The 20,702-nt window shown below is 63.2% G+C and carries 23 protein-coding genes; 3 read left to right on the top strand and 20 right to left on the bottom strand.

Going from position 1 to position 20,702, the window contains the following annotated elements; translation table 11 throughout:
* Positions 1–39: 39 nt before the first annotated feature.
* From BKY27_RS11305 to BKY27_RS11275, 7 genes are read right to left on the bottom strand one after another with little or no spacing between them, the layout of a single operon-like run.
* Positions 40–942: a lysophospholipid acyltransferase family protein gene (locus BKY27_RS11305; protein WP_071674585.1), complete on the bottom strand. Its 903-nt coding sequence runs from the start codon at positions 940–942 to the stop codon at positions 40–42.
* Positions 943–976: 34 nt separating this feature from the next.
* The gene (locus BKY27_RS11300) at positions 977–1,255 is read right to left on the bottom strand and encodes an HPr family phosphocarrier protein (RefSeq protein WP_071674584.1); all 279 of its coding nucleotides are present in this window, start codon (positions 1,253–1,255) and stop codon (positions 977–979) included.
* Complete coding sequence (locus tag BKY27_RS11295; RefSeq protein ID WP_071674583.1) at positions 1,252–1,644, bottom strand: PTS sugar transporter subunit IIA; 393 nt, start codon at positions 1,642–1,644, stop codon at positions 1,252–1,254. The genes BKY27_RS11300 and BKY27_RS11295 overlap by 4 nt, the downstream gene beginning before the upstream one ends.
* A gap of 18 nt (positions 1,645–1,662) precedes the next feature.
* Complete coding sequence (gene rapZ / locus BKY27_RS11290; RefSeq protein ID WP_071674582.1) at positions 1,663–2,562, bottom strand: RNase adapter RapZ; 900 nt, start codon at positions 2,560–2,562, stop codon at positions 1,663–1,665.
* A 4-nt stretch (positions 2,563–2,566) separates the two neighbouring features.
* Positions 2,567–3,016: a serine kinase gene (locus BKY27_RS11285; protein WP_233491819.1), complete on the bottom strand. Its 450-nt coding sequence runs from the start codon at positions 3,014–3,016 to the stop codon at positions 2,567–2,569.
* A gap of 3 nt (positions 3,017–3,019) precedes the next feature.
* The gene (locus BKY27_RS11280; protein WP_071674581.1) at positions 3,020–4,753 is read right to left on the bottom strand and encodes a sensor histidine kinase; all 1,734 of its coding nucleotides are present in this window, start codon (positions 4,751–4,753) and stop codon (positions 3,020–3,022) included.
* Positions 4,754–4,756: 3 nt separating this feature from the next.
* Positions 4,757–5,458, bottom strand: a complete 702-nt coding sequence (locus BKY27_RS11275; RefSeq protein WP_071674580.1) for a response regulator transcription factor — start codon at positions 5,456–5,458, stop codon at positions 4,757–4,759.
* A 303-nt stretch (positions 5,459–5,761) separates the two neighbouring features.
* On the opposite strand from BKY27_RS11275, the gene BKY27_RS11270 reads away from it, so the two are divergent.
* Positions 5,762–7,360, top strand: a complete 1,599-nt coding sequence (locus BKY27_RS11270) for a phosphoenolpyruvate carboxykinase (RefSeq protein ID WP_071674579.1) — start codon at positions 5,762–5,764, stop codon at positions 7,358–7,360.
* A gap of 76 nt (positions 7,361–7,436) precedes the next feature.
* On the opposite strand, the gene BKY27_RS11265 is transcribed toward BKY27_RS11270, so the two are convergent.
* A complete protein-coding gene (locus tag BKY27_RS11265) occupies positions 7,437–8,204 on the bottom strand; it encodes a sulfite exporter TauE/SafE family protein (protein ID WP_071674578.1) in 768 nt (255 codons plus the stop codon).
* A 314-nt stretch (positions 8,205–8,518) separates the two neighbouring features.
* Between BKY27_RS11265 and BKY27_RS11260 the strand changes: the two genes are divergently transcribed.
* The gene (locus BKY27_RS11260) at positions 8,519–10,201 is read left to right on the top strand and encodes an acyl-CoA dehydrogenase family protein (RefSeq protein WP_071674577.1); all 1,683 of its coding nucleotides are present in this window, start codon (positions 8,519–8,521) and stop codon (positions 10,199–10,201) included.
* 55 nt (positions 10,202–10,256) lie between these two features.
* On the opposite strand, the gene BKY27_RS11255 is transcribed toward BKY27_RS11260, so the two are convergent.
* From BKY27_RS11255 to acpS, 8 genes are all read right to left on the bottom strand, one after another.
* A complete protein-coding gene (locus tag BKY27_RS11255; protein WP_071674576.1) occupies positions 10,257–11,234 on the bottom strand; it encodes an SLAC1 anion channel family protein in 978 nt (325 codons plus the stop codon).
* Between the two features lie 161 nt (positions 11,235–11,395).
* The gene (locus BKY27_RS11250) at positions 11,396–11,659 is read right to left on the bottom strand and encodes a hypothetical protein (protein ID WP_071674575.1); all 264 of its coding nucleotides are present in this window, start codon (positions 11,657–11,659) and stop codon (positions 11,396–11,398) included.
* Between the two features lie 167 nt (positions 11,660–11,826).
* On the bottom strand, positions 11,827–12,549 hold the full coding sequence (recO, locus tag BKY27_RS11245) for a DNA repair protein RecO (RefSeq protein WP_071674574.1): 723 nt from the start codon (positions 12,547–12,549) through the stop codon (positions 11,827–11,829).
* A 57-nt stretch (positions 12,550–12,606) separates the two neighbouring features.
* Positions 12,607–12,933 (bottom strand): DUF1491 family protein, encoded by a 327-nt coding sequence (locus tag BKY27_RS11240; protein ID WP_071674573.1) that lies wholly within the window; start codon positions 12,931–12,933, stop codon positions 12,607–12,609.
* Positions 12,934–12,952: 19 nt separating this feature from the next.
* Positions 12,953–13,858 (bottom strand): GTPase Era, encoded by a 906-nt coding sequence (era, locus tag BKY27_RS11235; protein WP_071674572.1) that lies wholly within the window; start codon positions 13,856–13,858, stop codon positions 12,953–12,955.
* Between the two features lie 115 nt (positions 13,859–13,973).
* Complete coding sequence (gene rnc, locus BKY27_RS11230; protein WP_071674571.1) at positions 13,974–14,660, bottom strand: ribonuclease III; 687 nt, start codon at positions 14,658–14,660, stop codon at positions 13,974–13,976.
* On the bottom strand, positions 14,657–15,445 hold the full coding sequence (gene lepB, locus BKY27_RS11225; protein WP_071674570.1) for a signal peptidase I: 789 nt from the start codon (positions 15,443–15,445) through the stop codon (positions 14,657–14,659). Before lepB ends, rnc begins: the two co-directional genes overlap by 4 nt.
* 60 nt (positions 15,446–15,505) lie before the next feature.
* Positions 15,506–15,955, bottom strand: coding sequence for a holo-ACP synthase (acpS, locus tag BKY27_RS11220; protein ID WP_071674569.1), 450 nt, complete (start codon positions 15,953–15,955; stop codon positions 15,506–15,508).
* 184 nt (positions 15,956–16,139) lie between these two features.
* Between acpS and BKY27_RS11215 the strand changes: the two genes are divergently transcribed.
* Entirely contained in the window at positions 16,140–16,649 is a 510-nt protein-coding gene (locus BKY27_RS11215; RefSeq protein WP_084667944.1) for a plastocyanin/azurin family copper-binding protein, read from the top strand.
* Between the two features lie 47 nt (positions 16,650–16,696).
* On the opposite strand, the gene BKY27_RS11210 is transcribed toward BKY27_RS11215, so the two are convergent.
* From BKY27_RS11210 to BKY27_RS11195, 4 genes are read right to left on the bottom strand one after another with little or no spacing between them, the layout of a single operon-like run.
* Positions 16,697–17,125 carry an ABZJ_00895 family protein gene (locus BKY27_RS11210; RefSeq protein ID WP_071674568.1) on the bottom strand — a complete coding sequence of 143 codons (429 nt, stop codon included), beginning with the start codon at positions 17,123–17,125 and terminating at the stop codon, positions 16,697–16,699.
* The gene (locus tag BKY27_RS11205) at positions 17,122–17,865 is read right to left on the bottom strand and encodes a pyridoxine 5'-phosphate synthase (protein ID WP_071674567.1); all 744 of its coding nucleotides are present in this window, start codon (positions 17,863–17,865) and stop codon (positions 17,122–17,124) included. The genes BKY27_RS11210 and BKY27_RS11205 overlap by 4 nt, the downstream gene beginning before the upstream one ends.
* Before the next feature lie 36 nt (positions 17,866–17,901).
* Positions 17,902–18,537 carry a DUF2062 domain-containing protein gene (locus BKY27_RS11200; protein ID WP_071674566.1) on the bottom strand — a complete coding sequence of 212 codons (636 nt, stop codon included), beginning with the start codon at positions 18,535–18,537 and terminating at the stop codon, positions 17,902–17,904.
* Positions 18,538–18,564: 27 nt separating this feature from the next.
* Entirely contained in the window at positions 18,565–20,685 is a 2,121-nt protein-coding gene (locus tag BKY27_RS11195) for a RelA/SpoT family protein (protein ID WP_071674565.1), read from the bottom strand.
* Positions 20,686–20,702 lie beyond the last annotated feature (17 nt).

Raw genomic sequence — 20,702 nt, 5'->3', positions numbered from 1 at the left:
GGGCACCGGGACACGCCCGGCACCCGATAGCGGGGACGTTCAGATTGTCTTGTCGGGATCGGCTTTCAGCGACAGCGTGTGTTCGCGCAACCGCGCCATGAACTTGCGAGGCGCCTTGATCGGCTCTTCCCATTCATCGGGGGTGATGGGATGGCCGATGATCGGGGCCTGCGGCTTGTCGAAGCTCTTGACCACCTCGTGCAGCAACAGCCCCTGCCGCAATGTCGGCGAGATGCGGTTGGCAATCTGGTAGGCGCGAGAGTTGGTGCCCTGGAAAAAACAGGGCACGATGGTCGCCCCGGATTTGCGGATCATCTTGGCGGTGAACACGTTCCACTCTGCCTCGATCACCGGACCAAACGCCGACTCGGACGTCGCCACGACCCCAGAGGGAAACAGGGCAATCAACCCCTTCTCTTCCAGATGGGCCATGGCGGCCGAACGCATACGGATCATCTCGCGCTGCGCATCGGGCTGGTGCGGGAACGGCACGGGGATCATGTAACTCGCCGCGCTTTCGTCGATGCCGGTCAGCAGCGAACGCGTAAGAATGCGATAATCATCGCGCCGCCGTCCGATCAGGTCGGCCAGGATCATGCCATCGACCAGCCCGTGCGGGTGGTTTGCGACAAAGACCACCGGCCCTTCGGACGGGATGCGATCCAATTGATGCGCGGGCGTTTGCAGCTCGATGCCCATGACATCCATGGTCGCAGGCCAGAACGCCTGCCCCAGCGGTGCCCCCCGGCGTTCGAATTCGCGAACGCGACGGATAATGGTGATCTTGCCGCTGAACCACTCCATCGCCCGGATCAAGGTCGACCGCAACGGCGAGTCGAAGGAGTTGGCATAGGTCAAACTCCGGCGGTCATAGACGGCCGGGGATTGGGTTTGCACCGGCTGGCCTTGGCGCCGGTGATTGGGCGTCGTGACGTCGGTCACCTCTTCCCTACCTTTTTCTTTCCCCTGTCTCAGCCTACATGCCTTCGCCAAATTTGTCTGCGACCAAGACCGACAGGGCGTCCATCAGCTTGTCGGCGTCTGGCCCGTTCGTTTCGACCTCAATAGTGGTTCCCTGAGAGGCTGCCAACATCAAAAGCCCCATGATCGAGTCGCCAGCGGCACTTAGCCCATCCTTGCGAACGGTTGCCGTTGCGTCATGATCTTCCACCACTTCCACGAACTTGGCGGACGCCCGGGCATGCAGTCCTTTGACATTCTCGATCTTCAGGTCGCGGGTCACGCCATCACTCATTCCGGGGCTCCGTCGAAGCTGTTGATATAGCGCCGACCGGCTTCGGTGGCGCGGGCGACGGCCTCATCGACCGGCAGGTTCCGCGATTTGGCGAGTTTGACCAGCATCGGCAGGTTCACCCCCGTCAGGATCTTGCGATTCGAGGGGCGGCAGGCCCGCAGCGACAGGTTGGAGGGCGAGCCGCCGAACATATCGGTGACCACGACCACGCCATCGCCAGTATCCACCGCGTCGGCGGCATCGCAGATCTCGCGTTGGCGGCGGCCACGGTCATCCTCGGCGCCGATGGAAATGGACAGCATACCGGACTGCTGGCCGACCACGTGCTCGACGGCATTTTGCAGCTCTCGCGCAAGACCTCCATGTGCCACGATCACGATGCCGATCACGTTCTGCTTCCTTGCCCCTTACGGCGCGCGGGTCGCTCCCCGGCGTTCAATCTCCCTGTGTCTCTTAGACACCTGCCACCCGGCGCGCGCAAGATGGGCGGCCAGTTTTTCCGTTACGGCAACCGACCGGTGTTGCCCGCCGGTGCACCCGAAGGCAACCGTCAGATGCGCCTTGCCCTCGTCCTGATAGGCGGGCAGCAGGGTTTCGACCAATGTCGTGACCTGTTCAAGGAACGCATGAAAGCGCGGATCGTCGGTGATGTAGTCGACCACGGGGCCATCGCGCCCATCCAGACTGCGCAGATCGGGGTTCCAGTAGGGATTGCGCAGGAACCGGCAATCGAACACCAGATCGGCCCCGGTCGGCAGGCCCCGCTTGTAGGAAAAGCTCTGCACCGACAGGGCCAGCGTCTGCCCGTCCGGCGCGAACCAGCGCTGCACTTCGGCGCGCAGATCGTGCGGTGTCATCTCGGAGGTGTCGATCAGGATACCCGCCCGCGCCCGCACCGGGGCCAGCAGGTCCTGTTCCAACTCGATACCAAGGATCGGCCTGTCCTCGGGTGCCAGCGGATGGCGGCGGCGGGTCTCGGAATAGCGGCGCACCAGCACCTCTGTCGCGCAATCCAGATAAACCAGATCCGCAAGGATATCGGGGTCCGCCGTCAGCCGATCGACCGCTGCGATCACGGCCTGCGCGCTATAGTCCCGATTGCGCGGATCGGTGCCCAAGGCCAGCGGGCGCGACGGCGGCGGTCCGTCCAACAGGCGCGGCAGCAGGCTGAGCGGCAGGTTGTCGATGGTCTCGAACCCCAGATCCTCCAGCGCCTTGATCGCGGTCGAGCGCCCGGCCCCGGACGGACCCGAGACAAAGACAACGCGGGCCGCCTCTTCATCGCGTGGGTGGTCTTCGTTATTCATCGCGTTACTCCGCCCGTCCGTTTTGCAATAGATGGTGCAAGACAGGCGCCAGAAAAGGGTGATCCCGCCCAAGGATCAATGGAACCGCACCGCCCGGCGCGGCGACCTCTCGTCGCGGGGGCAGGCGGTCGGGGTCGGCCCGGTCAAGATTGACCACCAGCACCAACTGGGCCCTTTGGATCGGGCGGGCGCGCAACAGCCCCACCCCGCGCGCTTCGATCAGGGCGGGGGCGGTGTCGGGGCGGATCAGGCGATTTTCGCCATCCAGCCACACGCCATCATCGGCCAACAGGTCGGCCCCAAGCGCCAAGAGCTCGAATGCCAGCCGGGTCTTGCCCCGCCCGGAGGCCCCGAGGATCAGCACCCCCTGCCCGTTCAACGCCACGCCCGTGCCCCGGCAAAAAAGCCGCCCATCCGGGGCGGCTTCCGTGTAGCTGGCGAACAGGGCGTCCAAGGCTCAGAGCGGCAGGCCGACGACGAAGCGCGCACCGAGCGGCTCCGACATCATGTCGGCCTCGGTCGGGCGGATGTTCTCGGCCCAGATCACACCGCCATGCGCCTCGACGATCTGCTTGGAAATCGCCAGCCCAAGGCCCGAGTGGTCGCCGAATTGCTGCACCGGGCGTTCCGAGTAGAAACGGTTGAACACCTTGGTCAGCGCCTCTTCCGGGATGCCGGGGCCGGTATCCTCGACCACGATCAGCACCCGGTTTTCGCGTTTTCGTGCCCAGACCCGCACCGCGTCGCCCGCCTCGCAGAAGGACAGGGCATTGGTGATGAGGTTGACGAAAACCTGTGCCAAGCGCCCCTCCAGCCCGTGCAGCACCACCGGTTCCGCAGGCAGATCCGAGATGAACTCGATCTCGTGCTGCTTCGCTTCCTCGGTGTGATACTGGGTCAGGTTGCCCAACATGTGGATCAGGTCGAACTCGTCCGCATCCTCTTTCACCAACTCGGAATCGAGCCGCGAGGCGTTGGAAATATCCGACACCAGCCGGTCGAGCCGCCGCACGTCGTGGTCGATCACGTCCAGCAACCGCCCGCGTTGATCATCGGTCTTGGCCAGCCGCATCGTGCCAACCGCCGAACGCAGAGAGGCGAGCGGGTTCTTGATTTCGTGCGCCACGTCGGCGGCGAATTGTTCGTTGCCGTCGATCCGGTCATAGAGCGCGGCCACCATGCCGCGCAGCGCCGCCGACAGTCGCCCGATCTCGTCGGGGCGTCCGGTCAGATCGGGGATGCGCACGCGGGTCGGGCTCATCTTGCGGGCATTCTTGTCGCGGCCCAGTTCCGCCGCCGCCGACAGGTCCGACAGCGGGTTGGCGATGGTCGAGGCCAGCACAAGGCTCAGCCCGATCGACACCATCAGCGCGACAAAGAACATTTGCAGGATCTGTTCGCGCTCGGCGCGGACCAATTGCTCGATCTCGCCCGCGGCGGTTGCCACGGCCACCACGCCGGCGGGGCCGGTCGTGCCGGTGATCGGCGAGGCGGCGAGAAAGACGGTGCCATCAAAACCGTTGCCACCATGCAACACCGTGTTGCCATTCAGCGCCTCGGCCACCAGCCCGCGCGCCAGCTCTTCGGTCGCGGGGCCGGTCGGTGGCACAGCCTCTTGGGTGGACATGACCCGCGCCAGCAGATCCCAGACGCGGTTCAGAAAGTCGGTGATGACCAGCGACTGCCCATTGCCATCGCCAAGCCCGGTCACCGGATGCGCCGCGGCGGTTTGAATGGAATCGGTCGAGGCGACCAGCGTTTCGTTGGGGGCGAAGACGTAGATATCCACCCCGTCCGACAGGCCGATCCGGGCCAGCACCTCGGCCGGGTCGATCCCGTCGCCGGTCAGCAGGTTGGCGGGGGCGGTGCGCGGCAGGCTGGCCTGAAAGACCTCGGCCACCAGTTGCGCCTCGGTTGCCAGCGCGCGTTCGCGCTGCACCACCAGGCTGTCACGGAAGGGATTGAGGAACAGAACGCCCGCCACAAGCACGATCAACGCCAGCAGGTTGAACACGATTATCTTTCGCGCCAAGGGCGACCGGTTGAGCGACATCAGCCCGCGACGGGCGCGCGCATTGCGCAATTCCGCCTCGACCGCCCCCGCGGGACGGTCCCAGTCTTCGCCAAGCACGATCTGCGACTCTGCCCGATCGCGGCGGTCCGTGGTCCCGATGTCGGAGGCCAATGTCATCTACTATTCTTCGTTGTACCGATACCCAATGCCGTAAAGCGTCTCGATGGCGGAAAAATCGTCATCCGCTTCCCGCATCTTCTTACGCAAGCGTTTGATATGACTGTCAATTGTGCGGTCGTCGACATAGACCTGCTCGTCATAGGCCACGTCCATCAACTGGTCGCGGCTTTTTACGAAACCGGGCCGTTGCGCCAGCGCCTGCAACAGCAGAAACTCGGTCACCGTCAGCGACACGTCCTTGCCGCGCCATGTTACCGCGTGCCGCAGCGGGTCCATCGTCAGCGGACCGCGCACCATGACCTGGCTTTCTTCCGGGGTTCCGGTCTCGTCCGAGGCAATCGCCTCCTGTCGGCGCAGGATCGACCGGATGCGTTCCACCAGCAGACGCTGCGAAAAGGGCTTGCGCACGTAATCGTCGGCCCCCATCCGCAGGCCCATCAGCTCGTCGATCTCATCATCCTTGGAGGTGAGGAAGATCACCGGCACCTTGGATTTCTGGCGCAGGCGCTGCAACAGGTCCATGCCGTCCATCCGCGGCATCTTGATGTCCAGCACGGCAAGCTCCGGCATCCGGCGCGAAAAAGCGTCCAGGGCCGACTGGCCGTCGTTATAGGTTTCGACCTCAAATCCCTCAGCTTCAAGGGTCATGGCGACGGAGGTCAGAATATTCCTGTCGTCATCGACAAGTGCGATCCTCGACATGGTGATATGTCCTTATGCTGCCCGGTTATGTTATTTTTTGCGTATTCTCCTACATTTCCGCCTTCTGAATCAATCTCTAAGTTGAGAATCGCTCCTTTGCCGCCCCGTGATTCTCTAAGGATGGAATGTTAAGGCAGCGCTAACAGGCCCTTTGCCTCAACTTGGTTGCGCTAACTGTGCGATTGCGTCCTGTTCCTCGCCGAAAGCGGCATGTTATATGGCGGCTACGCCAGCGGCCCATCCGACCGCACTTCTCAAGGATCACTCAAGGCGCCAGGACCAGACGGCGCAGGAGCTTGCATAATGACCACAGGACGCGTGAACCCGGCCCAAACGCTGGAAGCCCAAGGCATTTCGGATCTCGGGACGGTTCACTATAACCTGCTCGAACCGGCCCTGATGGAAGCCGCCCTTCGCCGCGACGAAGGGACGCTCGGTCAGGGGGGGACTTTCCTCGTTTCAACCGGCAGGCACACTGGCCGCTCCCCCAAGGACAAGTTCGTCGTGCGCACCCCCGCCGTCGAAGACACCATCTGGTGGGACAACAACACGCCGATGGCCCCCGACGCCTTCGACCAGCTCTATGCCGACATGCTCGACCACATGAAGGGCGGCGAATATTTCGTGCAGGATCTTTTCGGTGGCGCCGACCCGGAACACCGCCTTGATGTGCGCATGGTGACCGAACTGGCTTGGCACGGTCTTTTCATCCGCACCATGTTGCGCCGCCCCGAAGCCGAGGAACTGGCCAGTTTCGTGCCGGAATTCACCATCGTCAACTGCCCCAGCTTCAAGGCCGACCCGGTTCGGCACGGCTGCCGCAGTGAAACCGTGATCGCACTGAACTTCGAGAAAAAGCTGATCCTGATCGGCGGCACCGCCTATGCGGGCGAAAACAAGAAATCGGTGTTCACGCTGCTCAATTACATTCTGCCCGGCAACAACGTGATGGCCATGCACTGTTCGGCCAACCACGCCGTCGACGACCCAGAGGATGCCGCCGTTTTCTTCGGTCTCTCGGGCACCGGCAAAACCACGCTTTCCGCCGATCCGTCCCGCGTGTTGATCGGCGATGACGAACATGGCTGGTCCGAAAAGGGCATCTTCAACTTCGAGGGTGGCTGCTACGCCAAGACCATCAACCTCAACCCCGAGGCTGAGCCGGAAATCTACGCCACCACCCAGAAATTCGGCACCGTCATCGAGAACATGGTCTATGACGAGTACACCAAGGAGCTGGACTTCGAGGACAGCAGCCTGACCGAGAACATGCGCTGCGCCTACCCGCTGCACTACATCTCGAACGCGTCGGATACCGCGCTTGGCGGCCATCCGAAAAACATCATCCTTCTGACTTGTGACGCCTTCGGGGTTCTGCCCCCGATCGCCCGGCTGACGCCCGCGCAGGCGATGTATCACTTCCTGTCCGGCTTCACCTCCAAGACACCGGGCACCGAGGTGGGCGTGCTCGAACCGATCCCGACCTTCTCGACCTGCTTTGGCGCCCCCTTCATGCCGCGCCGCCCCGAGGTCTACGGCAACCTGCTGCGCGAAAAGATCGCCGGTCACGGCGCGACCTGCTGGCTGGTCAACACCGGCTGGACCGGCGGCGCCTACGGCACCGGCAGCCGGATGCCGATCCGCGCTACCCGCTCGCTGCTGACCGCCGCGCTGGACGGGTCGCTGAACGAGACCGAGTTCCGCAAGGACGCCAATTTCGGCTTCGAGGTTCCCACCGAGTGCCCCGGCGTCGCCGAAGTGCTGCTCGACCCGCGCCGCACCTGGGATGATCCCGAAGCCTACGACGCGCAGGCCGCGAAACTGGTCAACATGTTTGCCGAGAACTTCGCGCAATACGTGCCGTTCATCGACGACGATGTGAAGGCCGCCGCGATTTCTTGATCCCGCGTTCGGGACAAAGGCAAGGGCCTGCCCAACCGGCGGGCCCTTGTTTTGTGGGCGGATGCGGCGCTGCGGGCTACATCACCCCCCGTCGCACCAAATTCAGCCCGGCGAGCAGCAGAACCACCAGCGTCGCCTTCAGGAACGTCGCCCGATCCATCCGGTCCTGCACCTGGAACCCGATCCACATGCCCAGCATGGCGGGCACCACCATCATCAGGGAAAACGGGATCGTGTCGGCGTTCAGCACCCCCGACCGCAGGTGAGAGCCGAAGAGCAGTACGTTACCAAGGAAATAGACCATCCCCTGCACCCGCACCTGTTCCGATTTCTCGGTGTCCAGCGAGATCAGGTAGGCCACCGTCGGCGGCCCGAAAATGGCCGAGAAGCCACCAAAGACCCCGGCCAGCCCTCCGAACAACCAGACCGCAAGCCGCCGCCGCTCGGTGGGCACGCGCAATTGCCAGCCCAATAGTTGCAACGCCGAATAGAGCGAGATCGGCACGCCGATCACCGTGAAGAACAGCCATTGCGGCAGGCTCAGCACCAATTGGGCACTGATCGCCATGCAGACCAGCACGATCCCGATAAAGGGCCAGTGCCGCTTGACCGACTCGACCGCGCCACCCAACCCCTGCCGAAACGCCTGCCACATGTTGGCGACCATGGCGGGGATGATCAGCCCGGCCAGCGCCACCTCGGGCGGCAGAATCGCCGCCAGACCCGACATCATGATCAGCGGCAGGGCAAAGCCGACCGCGCCCTTTACGAAGCCGCCGAACATCGTCACCGCGATTGCGGCTGCAAGGATCGTGATCGGCAGGGTTTCCAGCACGGCGCCCATCGGGGTCTCCACTCAGGTGATGGCGATGCTCTAGCGCAAGCCGCGCGGCCCCGCATCTGCAAACCCGCCCTGCGCGGCCGCACAGTCAATCACAGGTGGGCCAATTTGGCCGCGGTCACGGCGTGCGCCTGCCCGACAGAAACGCCTCCGCGTCTGTACGGGGGGTGCACAGGGGGTGTACGGGGGGTGTACGCCCGGCGACGGACAGTGCGTGAGACACAAATTGTCCAGAAAGTCGCGTTGCACGAATTATTCTTGCGCTGCACCTGCGAAGGGATTATCTCTGCACCAGCACGAAAGACCGGAGACAGACCATGCCGCATGACGGAACGACCATGCCCGAAACGACCAAGGCCACTCTTCTGCCCGAGCTTCTCAGCCTGACCGGCGCGACCATCGCGCCGCTTGAGGCGCTGCTCGACCAGGCCACGACCACGCTGCGCGACACGGTCAGCGCAGATGGGCGCGTGTCGGGCAAGAAACTCGAAGAAAATCAAATGGCCGCGCACGGTTTGGCATGGCTTGCCACCTATGTTGAGGCGCTGCGCCAGATGCAGGCCTGGGCCACGCGATTGAGCGAGGCGGGCCAGTTCGGCGAGATGGAACACCTGCTCCACCAGATCGCCTTTGGCGAGTATCTCAGCCAGATCCGCGGCGGCATCCCGATGAGCCAGGGCGAAATTCTGCGCCTGCAAGATATGGGCCTCGACGCCGCCGATTTGGCCATCCCCCAGGTCGACACCCTCTGCGCCGGTGGAAACACCCAGTCGGCGCGCAGCCAACTCGTTGAATTAATGCAGGAAAAAGCGGGTTCCACCACCTGTTTTGGCGCCAGCGGCCTTGATGAAGAGCTGGAAATGATCCGCGAGCAATTCTCCCGCTACGCCCGCGAACGAGTCGAACCCAACGCCCACAACTGGCACCTCAAAGACGAGCTGATTCCGATGGAAATCATTGAGGAATTGGCCGAAATGGGCGTATTCGGCCTGACCATCCCCGAGGAATATGGCGGCTTCGGCCTGTCCAAAGCCTCGATGGTGGTGGTCTCGGAAGAGCTCAGCCGCGGTTACATCGGCGTGGGTTCCCTCGGCACGCGCTCTGAAATCGCGGCTGAGCTCATCCTGTGCGGCGGCACCGAAGACCAAAAGGCCCAGTGGCTTCCCAAGATTGCCAGCGGGGAAATCCTGCCCACGGCGGTGTTTACCGAACCCAACACCGGCTCTGACCTCGGGTCTCTCCGCACCCGCGCGGTCAAGACCGACGAGGGCTGGGAGATCACTGGCAACAAGACATGGATCACCCACGCCGCGCGCACCCATGTGATGACGCTGCTGGCCCGGACCGATCCCGAGACCACCGACCACCGGGGCCTGTCGATGTTCCTTGCCGAAAAGACCCCCGGCACCGACGAAGACCCGTTTCCCACCCCCGGCATGACCGGAGGCGAGATCGAGGTTCTGGGCTATCGCGGCATGAAGGAATACGAGCTTGGCTTTGACGGCTTCAAGGTAAAGGAAGGCAACCTTCTGGGCGGCGAAACCGGACAAGGCTTCAAGCAATTGATGCAAACCTTTGAATCCGCCCGCATCCAGACCGCTGCCCGCGCCATTGGCGTGGCCCAATCCGCGCTGGAAATCGCGATGCAATACGCCAATGATCGCAAGCAGTTCGGCAAGTCTCTGGTCGATTTCCCTCGCGTTTCAGGCAAGCTGGCGATGATGGCGGTCGAGATCATGGTGGCCCGTCAGCTGACGTATTACTCCGCCTGGCAGAAGGACCACGACAAGCGCTGTGACCTCGAGGCCGGGATGGCCAAACTGCTTGGCGCCCGCGTGGCATGGGCCGCTGCCGACAACGGCTTGCAGATCCATGGCGGCAATGGCTTCGCGCTGGAATACAAGATCAGCCGCATCCTCTGCGACGCGCGAATCCTCAACATCTTCGAGGGCGCCGCCGAAATTCAGGCACAGGTGATCGCCCGCAGGCTTCTGGGTTGATCCCGATCTCAGACGACGGAAACGGCCCGCCCTGACCCGGCGGGCCCTTTGCCGACTATCCCTCTGGCTGGCAGATTTGGCCCGCCACCATCGCCCGGACCGTGCGCAACACCAACGCCCCGATGATCACGACCAGAACCGCCAGCAACCCCGCACCGATCAGCTTGTAGCCCTGTTGCCCGGTCAGGTTTGCGTGCGCGAAGCTGGCAATCGTCACAGCGGCAAAGGGAAAGCTCAGTGCCCAGAAGGACAGGGCGAAAGGCAGGCGGATGATGCGTGGCAACTGCACTGCCACCACCAGCGTAAAGAAATAGGCCGTGTTCAACAGGATCATCGGCACTGGCCCGATCTCTCCCACCAGCCGAATCCATGCGACATAGGCCACGGCGGGTGGCGCGATCAGGATCACCAGCGTCGGCTGCAACCGCCCCGGCAGCGGATCGTGGAACACCAGCCTGTTGAAGACCAATGTCAGCAGCACCACCCAGAAGACCAGCCCCACCGACATGAAATACCAGCTCAGGTCGACATAGCCGAGCGGCACGCCCGCAACCGGCACGATCACGTTGCCCACGGCTGGAATGAACCATGCAGGCGACAAGTGCCCATGCTGAAAGGCGCGCGACCCGATCCAGCCCGTCACCACGGCGATGGTCAGAACCGCCTGCAACGCGGCCCCGAGGGCCCATAGTTCCTCGGCCAGCAGCGGCGCATGACCAAGCGATGCGGTGGCCAGCAAGAGCAGGGAAATGGAGATAGCCGGGAAGAAGGCCAGCTTGACCGGATGGTTCCACTCTGCCGCCACGGCCCCCGGATAGCGGACCAGTTTCAGCAGGAACCCGAGTGTGATTAGCCCGAAGATCCCGAAGGCGATGTAGTAGAGCTTCTCCGAAATACCGAGGGGCCAGCCAAAGGCCTGCTCGGCCGCGTGAACGGCCAGCGACAGCCCGGTCAGGCCCATGACAACCGCGAAGAACGTTATCGGGAAATGCTCAAGGCGGGTCGGGGTCGGATCTGCGGTGGATGTGCTCATTGTCGGTGCGCTCGATCGAGGAGGGGGGTCAGTTTCACCTCTCATATATTACAATTGCCGACATTGACACATGTCAACTAAATGACGACGAGCGTTCTTCTCACGAAAAACAAAACCCCGCCCGAAACAGGCGGGGTTCCAGTTCACGGACGACACATCCGTCAACAGGGGCGAACTTCAACCCGTCCGTCCGCGCGCTTGTAGGCGCATTGGTTGGTCTGGGCGTTATACGCCACCTGAGACCCGACTGCGGCACCGGCCATGGCCGCGACCACTGTCCAGCCGGTATTCGCGTTCATCAGGTCGGCGAGTCCGACGCCGACACCGGCCCCGACCAGGCCGCCGACCATCATTTGTTCCTGGGGCGTGCAGGTGGCACCCGCAAGGGCAAGCACGCAGGCCCCGATCGCAAAATACTTCCTCATATCCAATCTCCTATCACTTCAGAGCGCGATCGGCGCCCCGCTTTGAGAAGGGTAACAGCCTGTCACGACAAGAGTCTTGACCGCGCGCAATGATCACGATCTCGGCAATTCCCCGCGCATGGCCGGTCGGGCGACAGCCGGTTGCGCGGGCACGGACGGGAACGGGCCTATGCCCCCCGCGCCACCCGGTCGACAAAGCGCTGGCGGGCTGCGGGCAAGGGCTTGTCGCCAAGGGACCGGGCCAGGTGGTCGCTCAGGAAATGTCCGGTTACGCCGAACCCGACCAACAGGTCGGCCCGCTCTCCACCACCGACACCGCGCAGGCTGGCTGGCAGGGGCAGCAGGCGATCGGCCCATTCCCCTGCCCCTTCGCGCGTCACGGCCCGGCCACTGCGCGGCGAGACGAATTCCAGTCCTTGGGTCTGCCCCGTCACCGCGCAGCAGGACAGGTCGAGACCGAACCCCATCTCGTCCAGCAGGGCCAGTTCCCATCGCAGGTAAGCATAGGCCCAGCCTTCGGCCCCAAGCGCATCCAGCAGGGCGATGGACCGGGCGTAGAGGTCTGGATGTGCCTCGCGTTCGGGCAGGCAAAACGCCAGAAGGGCGCACACCGAAGACAGCCCCGCAAGCGCGGCGGCATCGTCCAGCGCATCGGCGGCCCGTCCCTTGATCGGTTCCAGTGTGTAGGCGCCCAGATGATCCTCCAACCGGGCCCGCCATGTCAGGTCAAGCTGTGCCCCCGGTTGCAGAATCGGGGCCATACGCCGACCGGCCCCGCCGCGCACAACGCCCGCGTGTCGGCCATGCCGTTCTGTAAAGACCTCGATGATCGCGGCGTTTTCCCCATGCCGTCGCATGGCCAGAAGCACGCCTTCGTCCCGCCATTCCATGGGGGTGATCCTACCTGTCCACCGCGCCACTCCAAGGGGAAATGCATTGCGGAGGGATCAGCTCAGCCCCGGCTCATCCAGCAGATGCCGCCCGGCGCGATTCTCGACCTCGATCACCCACAGGTCCGGGTCCATGCGCCGCTGCCGGGAAATCGCCTCGTCCACCTCGCGCTCTTCCCCCTCGCTCAGCACGATCCACGCGCGGTCCCCGGTCATCAGATCGAAACTGCGCTGAAACAACTGCGCCTGCCCGTCGAGCGTGCTCAGCTTGACCAGCACCGCCCCGCCTGTGTCGTCGCCATGCGCCACCACGAAGGCCGGTATATCGGCCAGCCGCAGCCGAGTGAGATAGGCCTTGACCCAAAACTCTGCTGTCAGGCGCATCTGCTCGCGCTCCACCGGGTCAATTGCCGTCCTTGAAATCGAGCCCCATCTCGGAATAGCGCTCGGACTCTTCCAGCCAGTTCGGGCGCACCTTGACCTGTAGGAACAGGTGCACTTTGCGGCCAAGGAACTCTTCCAGTTCTGCCCGCGCAGCTTGGCTCACGGCCTTGATGGTCTCGCCCTTGTGGCCCAGCAAAATGCCCTTGTGACCGTCGCGTGCAACATAGATCACCTGGTCGATCCGGGCCGAGCCGTCCTTGCGTTCTTCCCAATTCTCGGTTTCCACCGTCAATTGGTAGGGCAATTCCTGATGCAGCCGCAGGGTCAGCTTCTCTCGGGTCATTTCGGCCGCGATCATCCGCATCGGCAGGTCCGCGATCTGATCTTCGGGGTAAAGCCAAGGCCCCTCGGGAAGGTTGCCCGCCAGCCAGTGGCGCAACGCGTCCACGCCGTGGCCCTTCTCTGCCGAAATCAGGAACGTCTCTTCGAAAGGATAGGCTTCGTTCATCTTCTTGGTCAGCGCCAGCAGCACTTCCGCCTTCACCCGGTCGATCTTGTTGATCGCCAGCGCCACACGACGCCCTTGTGCGCGCTCGTTCAAACCGTCGAGGATGGCCTCGACCCCATGGGTCATGCCCCGATGCGCCTCGATCAGCAGCACCACCAGATCGGCATCCGCCGCCCCGGTCCAGGCCGCGGCCACCATCGCCCGGTCCAGCCGACGGCGCGGGCGGAACAGGCCTGGCGTGTCGACGAAGACGATCTGGCTCTCGCCCTCCATCGCCACGCCCCGAATCCGTGCGCGGGTGGTTTGCACCTTGTGCGTGACGATCGAGACCTTGGCCCCGACCATCCGGTTCAGAAGCGTCGATTTCCCGGCATTGGGTTCCCCGATCAGGGCAACGAAGCCTGCGCGTGTGGTCATGTGTCTGGTATTCCGTTCTGACTATCCGCCGCCTTTACAGGGAATCTCTGGCCATGGCCAGTTCCGACCCTCGCCGGGATCGGTGCCCGTTAGCGGCATCGCGCGTGCCGCACCGCTACTGGCCGCCGATCACTTTCGCCAGCATCGCTTGCGCGGCGGATTGTTCCGCCTGCCGTTTCGACGCGGCCTCGGCCCGGGCGCTTTCACCCGATTGCAACCGCACCTCGATGGTGAAGACAGGCGCGTGATCGGGGCCGCTGCGCTCCACCTCGGCATAGGTCGGCGGGGTCTGGCGGCGGGCCTGCGCCCATTCCTGCAAGGTGGTCTTGGCGTCGCGCGAATCCGCTTGCACCGTCGCCACCCGCTCGCCCCAGAGGCGTCGTATCAACGCGCGCGACACCTCGAAACCGGCATCGCGGTAGACGGCGGCGATCACCGCTTCCATCGCGTCGCCAAGCAGGGCGTTCTTGCGTCGCCCACCGGTCTTCATCTCGGATTTCCCGAGTTTCAGCACCGCCCCGAGGTCGATCTCGCGCGCAACCTCGGCGCAAGTTTCCTTGCGCACCAGTGTGTTGAACCGGGGGGCAAGACGGCCCTCGGGCGCGTCCTTGTCCTGCTCCAGCACCGCCTCGGCCATGACCAGCCCCAAAACCCGGTCTCCAAGGAATTCCAACCGCTGGTTATCTGGCCGCGTGTCCGAGGACAGCGACGAATGCGTCAGCGCCCGGATCAACAGATCCGGGCGGGTGAACTCGTGACCCAAGCGGTCACAAAAGGCTTTCAGATCTTTGGAAAGTTTCACTCGATCGCCCGGAAGAAACGGTCAGACCGCCAGGTCCAGAAATAGACCATCCGCTCGCCTGCGGCAGAGAACATGATCCGATCGGCGCGACCGATGATGTTTTCATAAGGGACAAATCCCACCCCGCCGATGGATTGCGGGAAGCGGCTGTCCTGACTGTTGTCGCGGTTGTCGCCCATCACGAAATACATGCCGTCCGGCACGGTAAAGACGGGCGTGTTGTCGGCAAAACTGCCATTCTCGATATTGAGGATCGAATGCACCACACCATTGGGCAGGGTTTCCAACGCGCGCTCTTTTTCGCAGCTACCGCCCTCGCCCACCGGCGCATTGGAACAACGCGGGGTGTGGCCGATCGGACCCTGCTGTGCATAGGTCTCGACAAAGGGTTCCTGCGGTTCCTGCGGGGCCGCCTCGCCGTTGATGTAGAGCACGCCGTTACGCACCTGAACGGTGTCCCCCGGCAGGCCGATCACCCGCTTGATGAAATCGGTGCCGTTGACCGGGTGGCGGAACACGATCACGTCGCCGCGCTCTGGCTCGGACCCGAAGATGCGGCCCGAGAAGGGGCACATCGAGAACGGGCAGGAATAGCGGGAATAGCCATAGGCCATCTTGTTGACGAACAGGAAATCGCCGATCAGCAACGTGTCTTTCATCGAGCCGGAGGGAATCCAGAACGGCTGAAAGAACAGCGTCCGGAACACACCTGCGATCAGCAGCGCGTAGACCACCGTTTTAACGGTTTCCCAGACACCGTCTTTATTGTTGGCTGCTGCCGCCATTGATCCTGCCTTTCGTCTCTGGCCCTCGGGCCTTTCACATGAGTGGTTGCGCCCGCAGTGTCAAGCAAGCGAGCGCCCCGGTGCCGTTGGAGGCAAGGGTTGCCACCCCATACCTTCGGGATATGCATAAATGACGACAAATGCCTGCGCCCACGGCATATCGTCGGTCAGGCTGACGTGAATCGTCGCGTCGCAGCCCTCGGGGGTCATTGCCAACAGCCGTTCTTGCGCCCATCCCGTGACATGCATGATCGGCTGGCCCGTGCGCAGGTTGGTCACAGCCATGTCTTTCCACGCGATTCCCATGCGCAATCCGGTGCCGAGGGCCTTGGAACAGGCCTCTTTCGCGGCCCATCTCTTGGCATAGGTCGCGGCCGGGCTCTGGGTGCGTTCCGCGCGGCGCTGCTCGATCTCGGTAAAGACGCGGTTGCGGAACCGGTCGCCGTGCCGGTCGAGCACGGCCTGAATACGCTCGATATTCGCCAGATCGGTTCCGACACCAAGGATCATGGGACTGGCCCCCTTCTGATTACAGCCGCCCCGGCCCCGGCGCTGAGGGCCGATTCCGGACACGTTAGCGTGAGATACCCCCGTTTCGGGGCCTGCGCCACTCAAGCCTGACTCAGATCATTGCGCAATCGACGAAAGAAGCAGGGGCTTGCCGGACATACACCGATTGAAAGGGAGTATACCAATGACCACCACCAAACGCAGTTCACTGTTCCTCGTCGCCGGCCTGACGGCGGCCGTTTTCGGCCATGGCGCCATGGCGGCGGCAACCACCGTGTCCGTTTCGCTTTGGGACAATGGCATGATGGCCCTGGACGCACTCGGCACGATGCCGGGTATGGGCATGAACATGCCGGATGCCGATATGGGCATGGCAACCATGGGTATCACGACCGACATGGCAACGGTCCCCGCAGGCGAAATCACCTTCACTGCCACGAATGACAGCGAGGCGACGATTCACGAAATGCTGATCTCGCCGGTGCCGGCGGATGGCGGCATGTTGCCCTACGATCAAGCCGCCTACCGCGTGGAAGAAGAAAGCGCGATGTCCTTGGGCGAGGTCTCGGAACTGGAGCCCGGCGATACCGGCGCGCTTACGATCACGCTCGATCCGGGCCAGTATGTTCTCTACTGCAATGTCCCTGGACACTACGAAATGGGGATGTGGACCCTGATCACCGTCACCGAATGACGGTCTGGCGCGCAGGGGGCCAAGCCCTTGCGCGCCGGTCGATCCGCCTAGCGCTTGCGTGCTCCGGTGCTGCGCTCGTTGCGCAGGCCGATGCGATAGAAGAACCGGTTCACCAAGACCCACAGCCCAAAATAGAGCGCCAGGATACCGATCGACGGCAACGGGTTCTGCATCATCACGGTGTAGGTCGCGGGCTGAACCAGCATCATCAGCCCCAGTTGCAGGATGTTCAGGCCAAGCGCGATGAAGCTCATCTTCAGCGCCGCCTGCCATGCCACCATGCCGACCGGGTCTTCGCGGTGCTCGCGGGCGTAGCGCTGGCCTTCCACTGCGGCGGCGGCCATGGCCGGGATCAACGGGATCGCCGCTGACCCGAGGTTGATCCCGAACAGGGCCTGCCCCGCAAGCGTCAGAACAAACAGCACGATCATCGCACCGCCGAAAATCAGAAGGTAGCGGCGCGGGTTGAAGATCATGCCCTTGCCTCCCCGATCAATCGCCGCATTTCCTCGATCGCCGGGGTCAGTCCACGAAAGATCGCCTCGCCGATCAGGAAATGCCCGATATTGAGTTCCATGATTTCGGGGAAGGCCGCCACCGGCTGGACCGTCTCATAGGTCAGGCCGTGGCCTGCGTGAACTTCCAGCCCGAGCGAATGGGCATAAGCCGACATCTCGCGCAGGGCCCCAAGCTCTTGGTCGCGGTCGTTCATGCGGCCCTCGGCATGGGCATCGCAATAGGCGCCCGTGTGCAATTCGATCACCTCGGCCCCGATCCGGTGCGCCGCCTCGATCTGCGGCTTGTCGGCGGCGATGAAGATCGACACCCGGCAACCGGCATCGCGCAGCGGCGCAATGAAATGGGCCAGCCGGTTTTCCTCTCGCGCGACCTCAAGCCCGCCCTCGGTCGTCCTTTCCTCGCGCTTTTCCGGCACGATGCAGACGGCGTGGGGTTTGTGGCGCAGGGCGATGGCCTGCATTTCCTCGGTCGCGGCCATTTCGAAGTTGAGCGGAATGGTCAACGCCTCCATCAGCCGGTCAATATCGCCATCCGAAATATGGCGCCGATCCTCGCGCAGATGGGCAGTGATGCCATCGGCCCCTGCCTCTTGTGCGATCAGCGCGGCGCGCACCGGATCGGGCGTGTCGCCGCCACGGGCGTTCCGCACCGTGGCCACATGGTCGATATTGACCCCAAGGCGGGGATGGCTGGTCATGCTGAAGCTCCCTTTCCCAATCGGGCGGGCGCGCGCCTACTCGGCTTGTTCCTGCGCCTGCCTGCGCATCTTTTCCATTTTTTCCCGCATCTTGGCAATGCGCCGTTGTTGATAGGCGCGGATCACCGGCACCGACAGGTAGTAACAGATCGTGCCACAGATGATGCCGGGAATGACCGCTCCGACCATGTAGGGGAAAAAGACGGACCGGTAGAAGTCGATCAACTCGTCCCAACGCGCCTGATCCGAGGTGAACAGCGCCACCAAGTTGTGCCGCAGATCGTGCCAGGCGCCGCCAAAGGCGTGCAAGACATTGCCGCCGACGCCGCCGGGATCGGTTCCCAACAGGAAATGCCCGGTATGGATCGAGATCAGGGCAATCGGCACATAGGTTAGCGGGTTGCCGATGAAGGTCGCCAGCAGTGCCGCAAGAATGTTGCCCCGCATAAGCCGTGCAATCAGCGCGGCGACCACGAAATGCAGCCCGAAAAACGGCGTGAAGACGGTAAAGGCCCCGGCGAAGACGCCACGGGCAATGCTCTCGGGGGTGCCGGGCAGGCGATGCAAGCGGTGCCGGATGTACTGAATGGCCCGGCCCCACCCGCCGCGCGGGTAGAACCAGTGGCCAACCACGACGAACCAGCGGCGTGCATCTCTACGCTTGAACACCATGGGGTGTTCACCCTCCAACTATCCGCGTCAGGGGCGCCGGTCGAGATTCCGGTAGCGCTCCAACGTGGCCACATCACTATCGGCCTCAACGGCCATCATCACGGCGTGCAAATGCTCGGCGTCCCGCACTTCTATATCTATCAAGAGGCGAAAATAGTCCGGTTTCCTGTCCATGAAGTGCAGGTCCGAGATATTGGCGTTTTGTTCACCGATCAATGTGCATATTCGACCCAGCACCCCTTTGGAATTGCCGATGGTCACATTGATGGTGACGTTATGGACAGCGGCATGGCGCCCTTCCGTCCAATGCACGTCGATCCAGTTGTCTGCCATCGCGTCCAGATCGGCAAGCGCCGGGCAGTCGATGGCGTGCAAGATCGGCCCGCGCCCCTTGTAGGGCACGCCGACGATGCGTTCGCCCGGCACCGGCTGGCAGCATTGCGCGCGGTTGATCTCGGCCCCCGGCGGCAGGCCGATCACCGGGCGGCGCACGGTCTCTTCCTGGTCGCTGCGGCTGACCAATTCGGGGTAAAGCGCCGCGACGACCTCTCGCCCGGACAGCTCGGCCGACCCGATGCGGGCCAGAATCTCTTCGCCGCTGGCAAGGTTCATGGTCTTTGCCGCGGTTTCCAACGCCTTGTCGGTCGCCTTCTTGCCGACCTGTTCGAACGCCACCCGCGCCAATTCCTGCCCGAGCCGAATGTAGCGCCCCCGGTCTTCTTCGCGCAGCAGACGGCGGATCGCGGCCTTGGCGCGGCCGGTCTTGACGATGTCGATCCACGTCGCCTGCGGCGTCTGCCCCTCGGCGGTCATGATCTCGACCGACTGGCCGTTTTTTAGGCGGGTCCACAGCGGAACCCGGATGCCATCGACCTTGGCGCCGACGCAGCTATGCCCGATCCGGGTGTGAATCGCGTAGGCAAAATCGAGCGGAGTCGCGCCCTTGGGCAGCTTGACCACATCGCCCTTGGGCGTGAAGCAAAACACCTGATCGGAATACATTTCCAGCTTCACATGTTCGAGGAACTCATCATGGTCCTCGGCCATCTCGAACCGCTCGGTCAGACCCGCCAGCCATTTCGCCGGGTCGACGGCAAAGGGGTTCTCGGCGCGCACCCCGTCCTTGTAGGACCAGTGCGCCGCAACACCCGATTCCGCCACCTCGTGCATCTGGCGGGTGCGGATCTGCACCTCGACCCGCTTGCCGTCGCGCCCCGACACCGTGGTGTGGATCGAGCGGTAACCGTTCGACTTGGGTTGGCTGATATAGTCCTTGAACCGACCCGGCACCGATTTCCAGCGCTGATGGATCGCTCCCAGAACGCGGTAACAATCATCCTCGGTCTCGGTGATCACGCGGAACCCGTAGATGTCGGACAGGCGCGAAAAGGCCATGTCCTTTTCCTGCATCTTGCGCCAGATCGAGAACGGCTTTTTCGCGCGCCCCAGCACATCGCCGGACACGCCGTGCCGCTCCATCTCCAGCTCGATATCGTCGGTGATCTTGGGGATCACATCGCCCGATTCCTTTTGCAGCAACACAAAGCGGCGCATGATCGACTTGCGCGCGTCCGGGTTCAGGACCGAGAAGGACAAATCCTCCAGTTCGTCCCGCATCCACTGCATCCCCATGCGACCGGCCAACGGCGCATAGATATCCATGGTTTCGCGGGCTTTCTGGGCCTGCTTTTCGGGCTTCATGTGCTTGATGGTGCGCATGTTGTGCAGGCGGTCGGCCAGCTTCACGAGGATCACGCGCAGATCCTTGGACATCGCCATGAACAGCTTGCGGAAGTTCTCGGCCTGCTTGGTCTCGCGGCTCGAAAGCTCCAGGTTGGTCAGCTTGGTGACCCCATCCACCAATTCGGCCACATCGCGCCCGAACTTGTCGGCAATCTCGGTATAGGTGCCCTTTGTGTCCTCGATCGTGTCGTGGAGCAGCGCGGTGGCGATGGTGGCGTCGTCCAGCCGCTGTTCCGTCAGGATCGCCGCGACCGACACAGGATGGGTGAAATAGGGCTCGCCCGACCGGCGCATCTGCCCGTCATGCATCCCCTTGGCATAGGTATAGGCCCCGCGCAGCAGGGCCTCGTTGCATTTGGGGTTGTAGTTGCGGACCAGACTCAGAAGGTCGTCAACGTCGATCATTCCGTCCCTGGTCCGTC

The organism is Nioella nitratireducens, assembly GCF_001879715.1.
Lineage (GTDB): Bacteria > Pseudomonadota > Alphaproteobacteria > Rhodobacterales > Rhodobacteraceae > Nioella > Nioella nitratireducens.
Note: the sequence above shows the minus strand (reverse complement) of the source record. Positions and strands in the feature narration are given on the sequence as shown.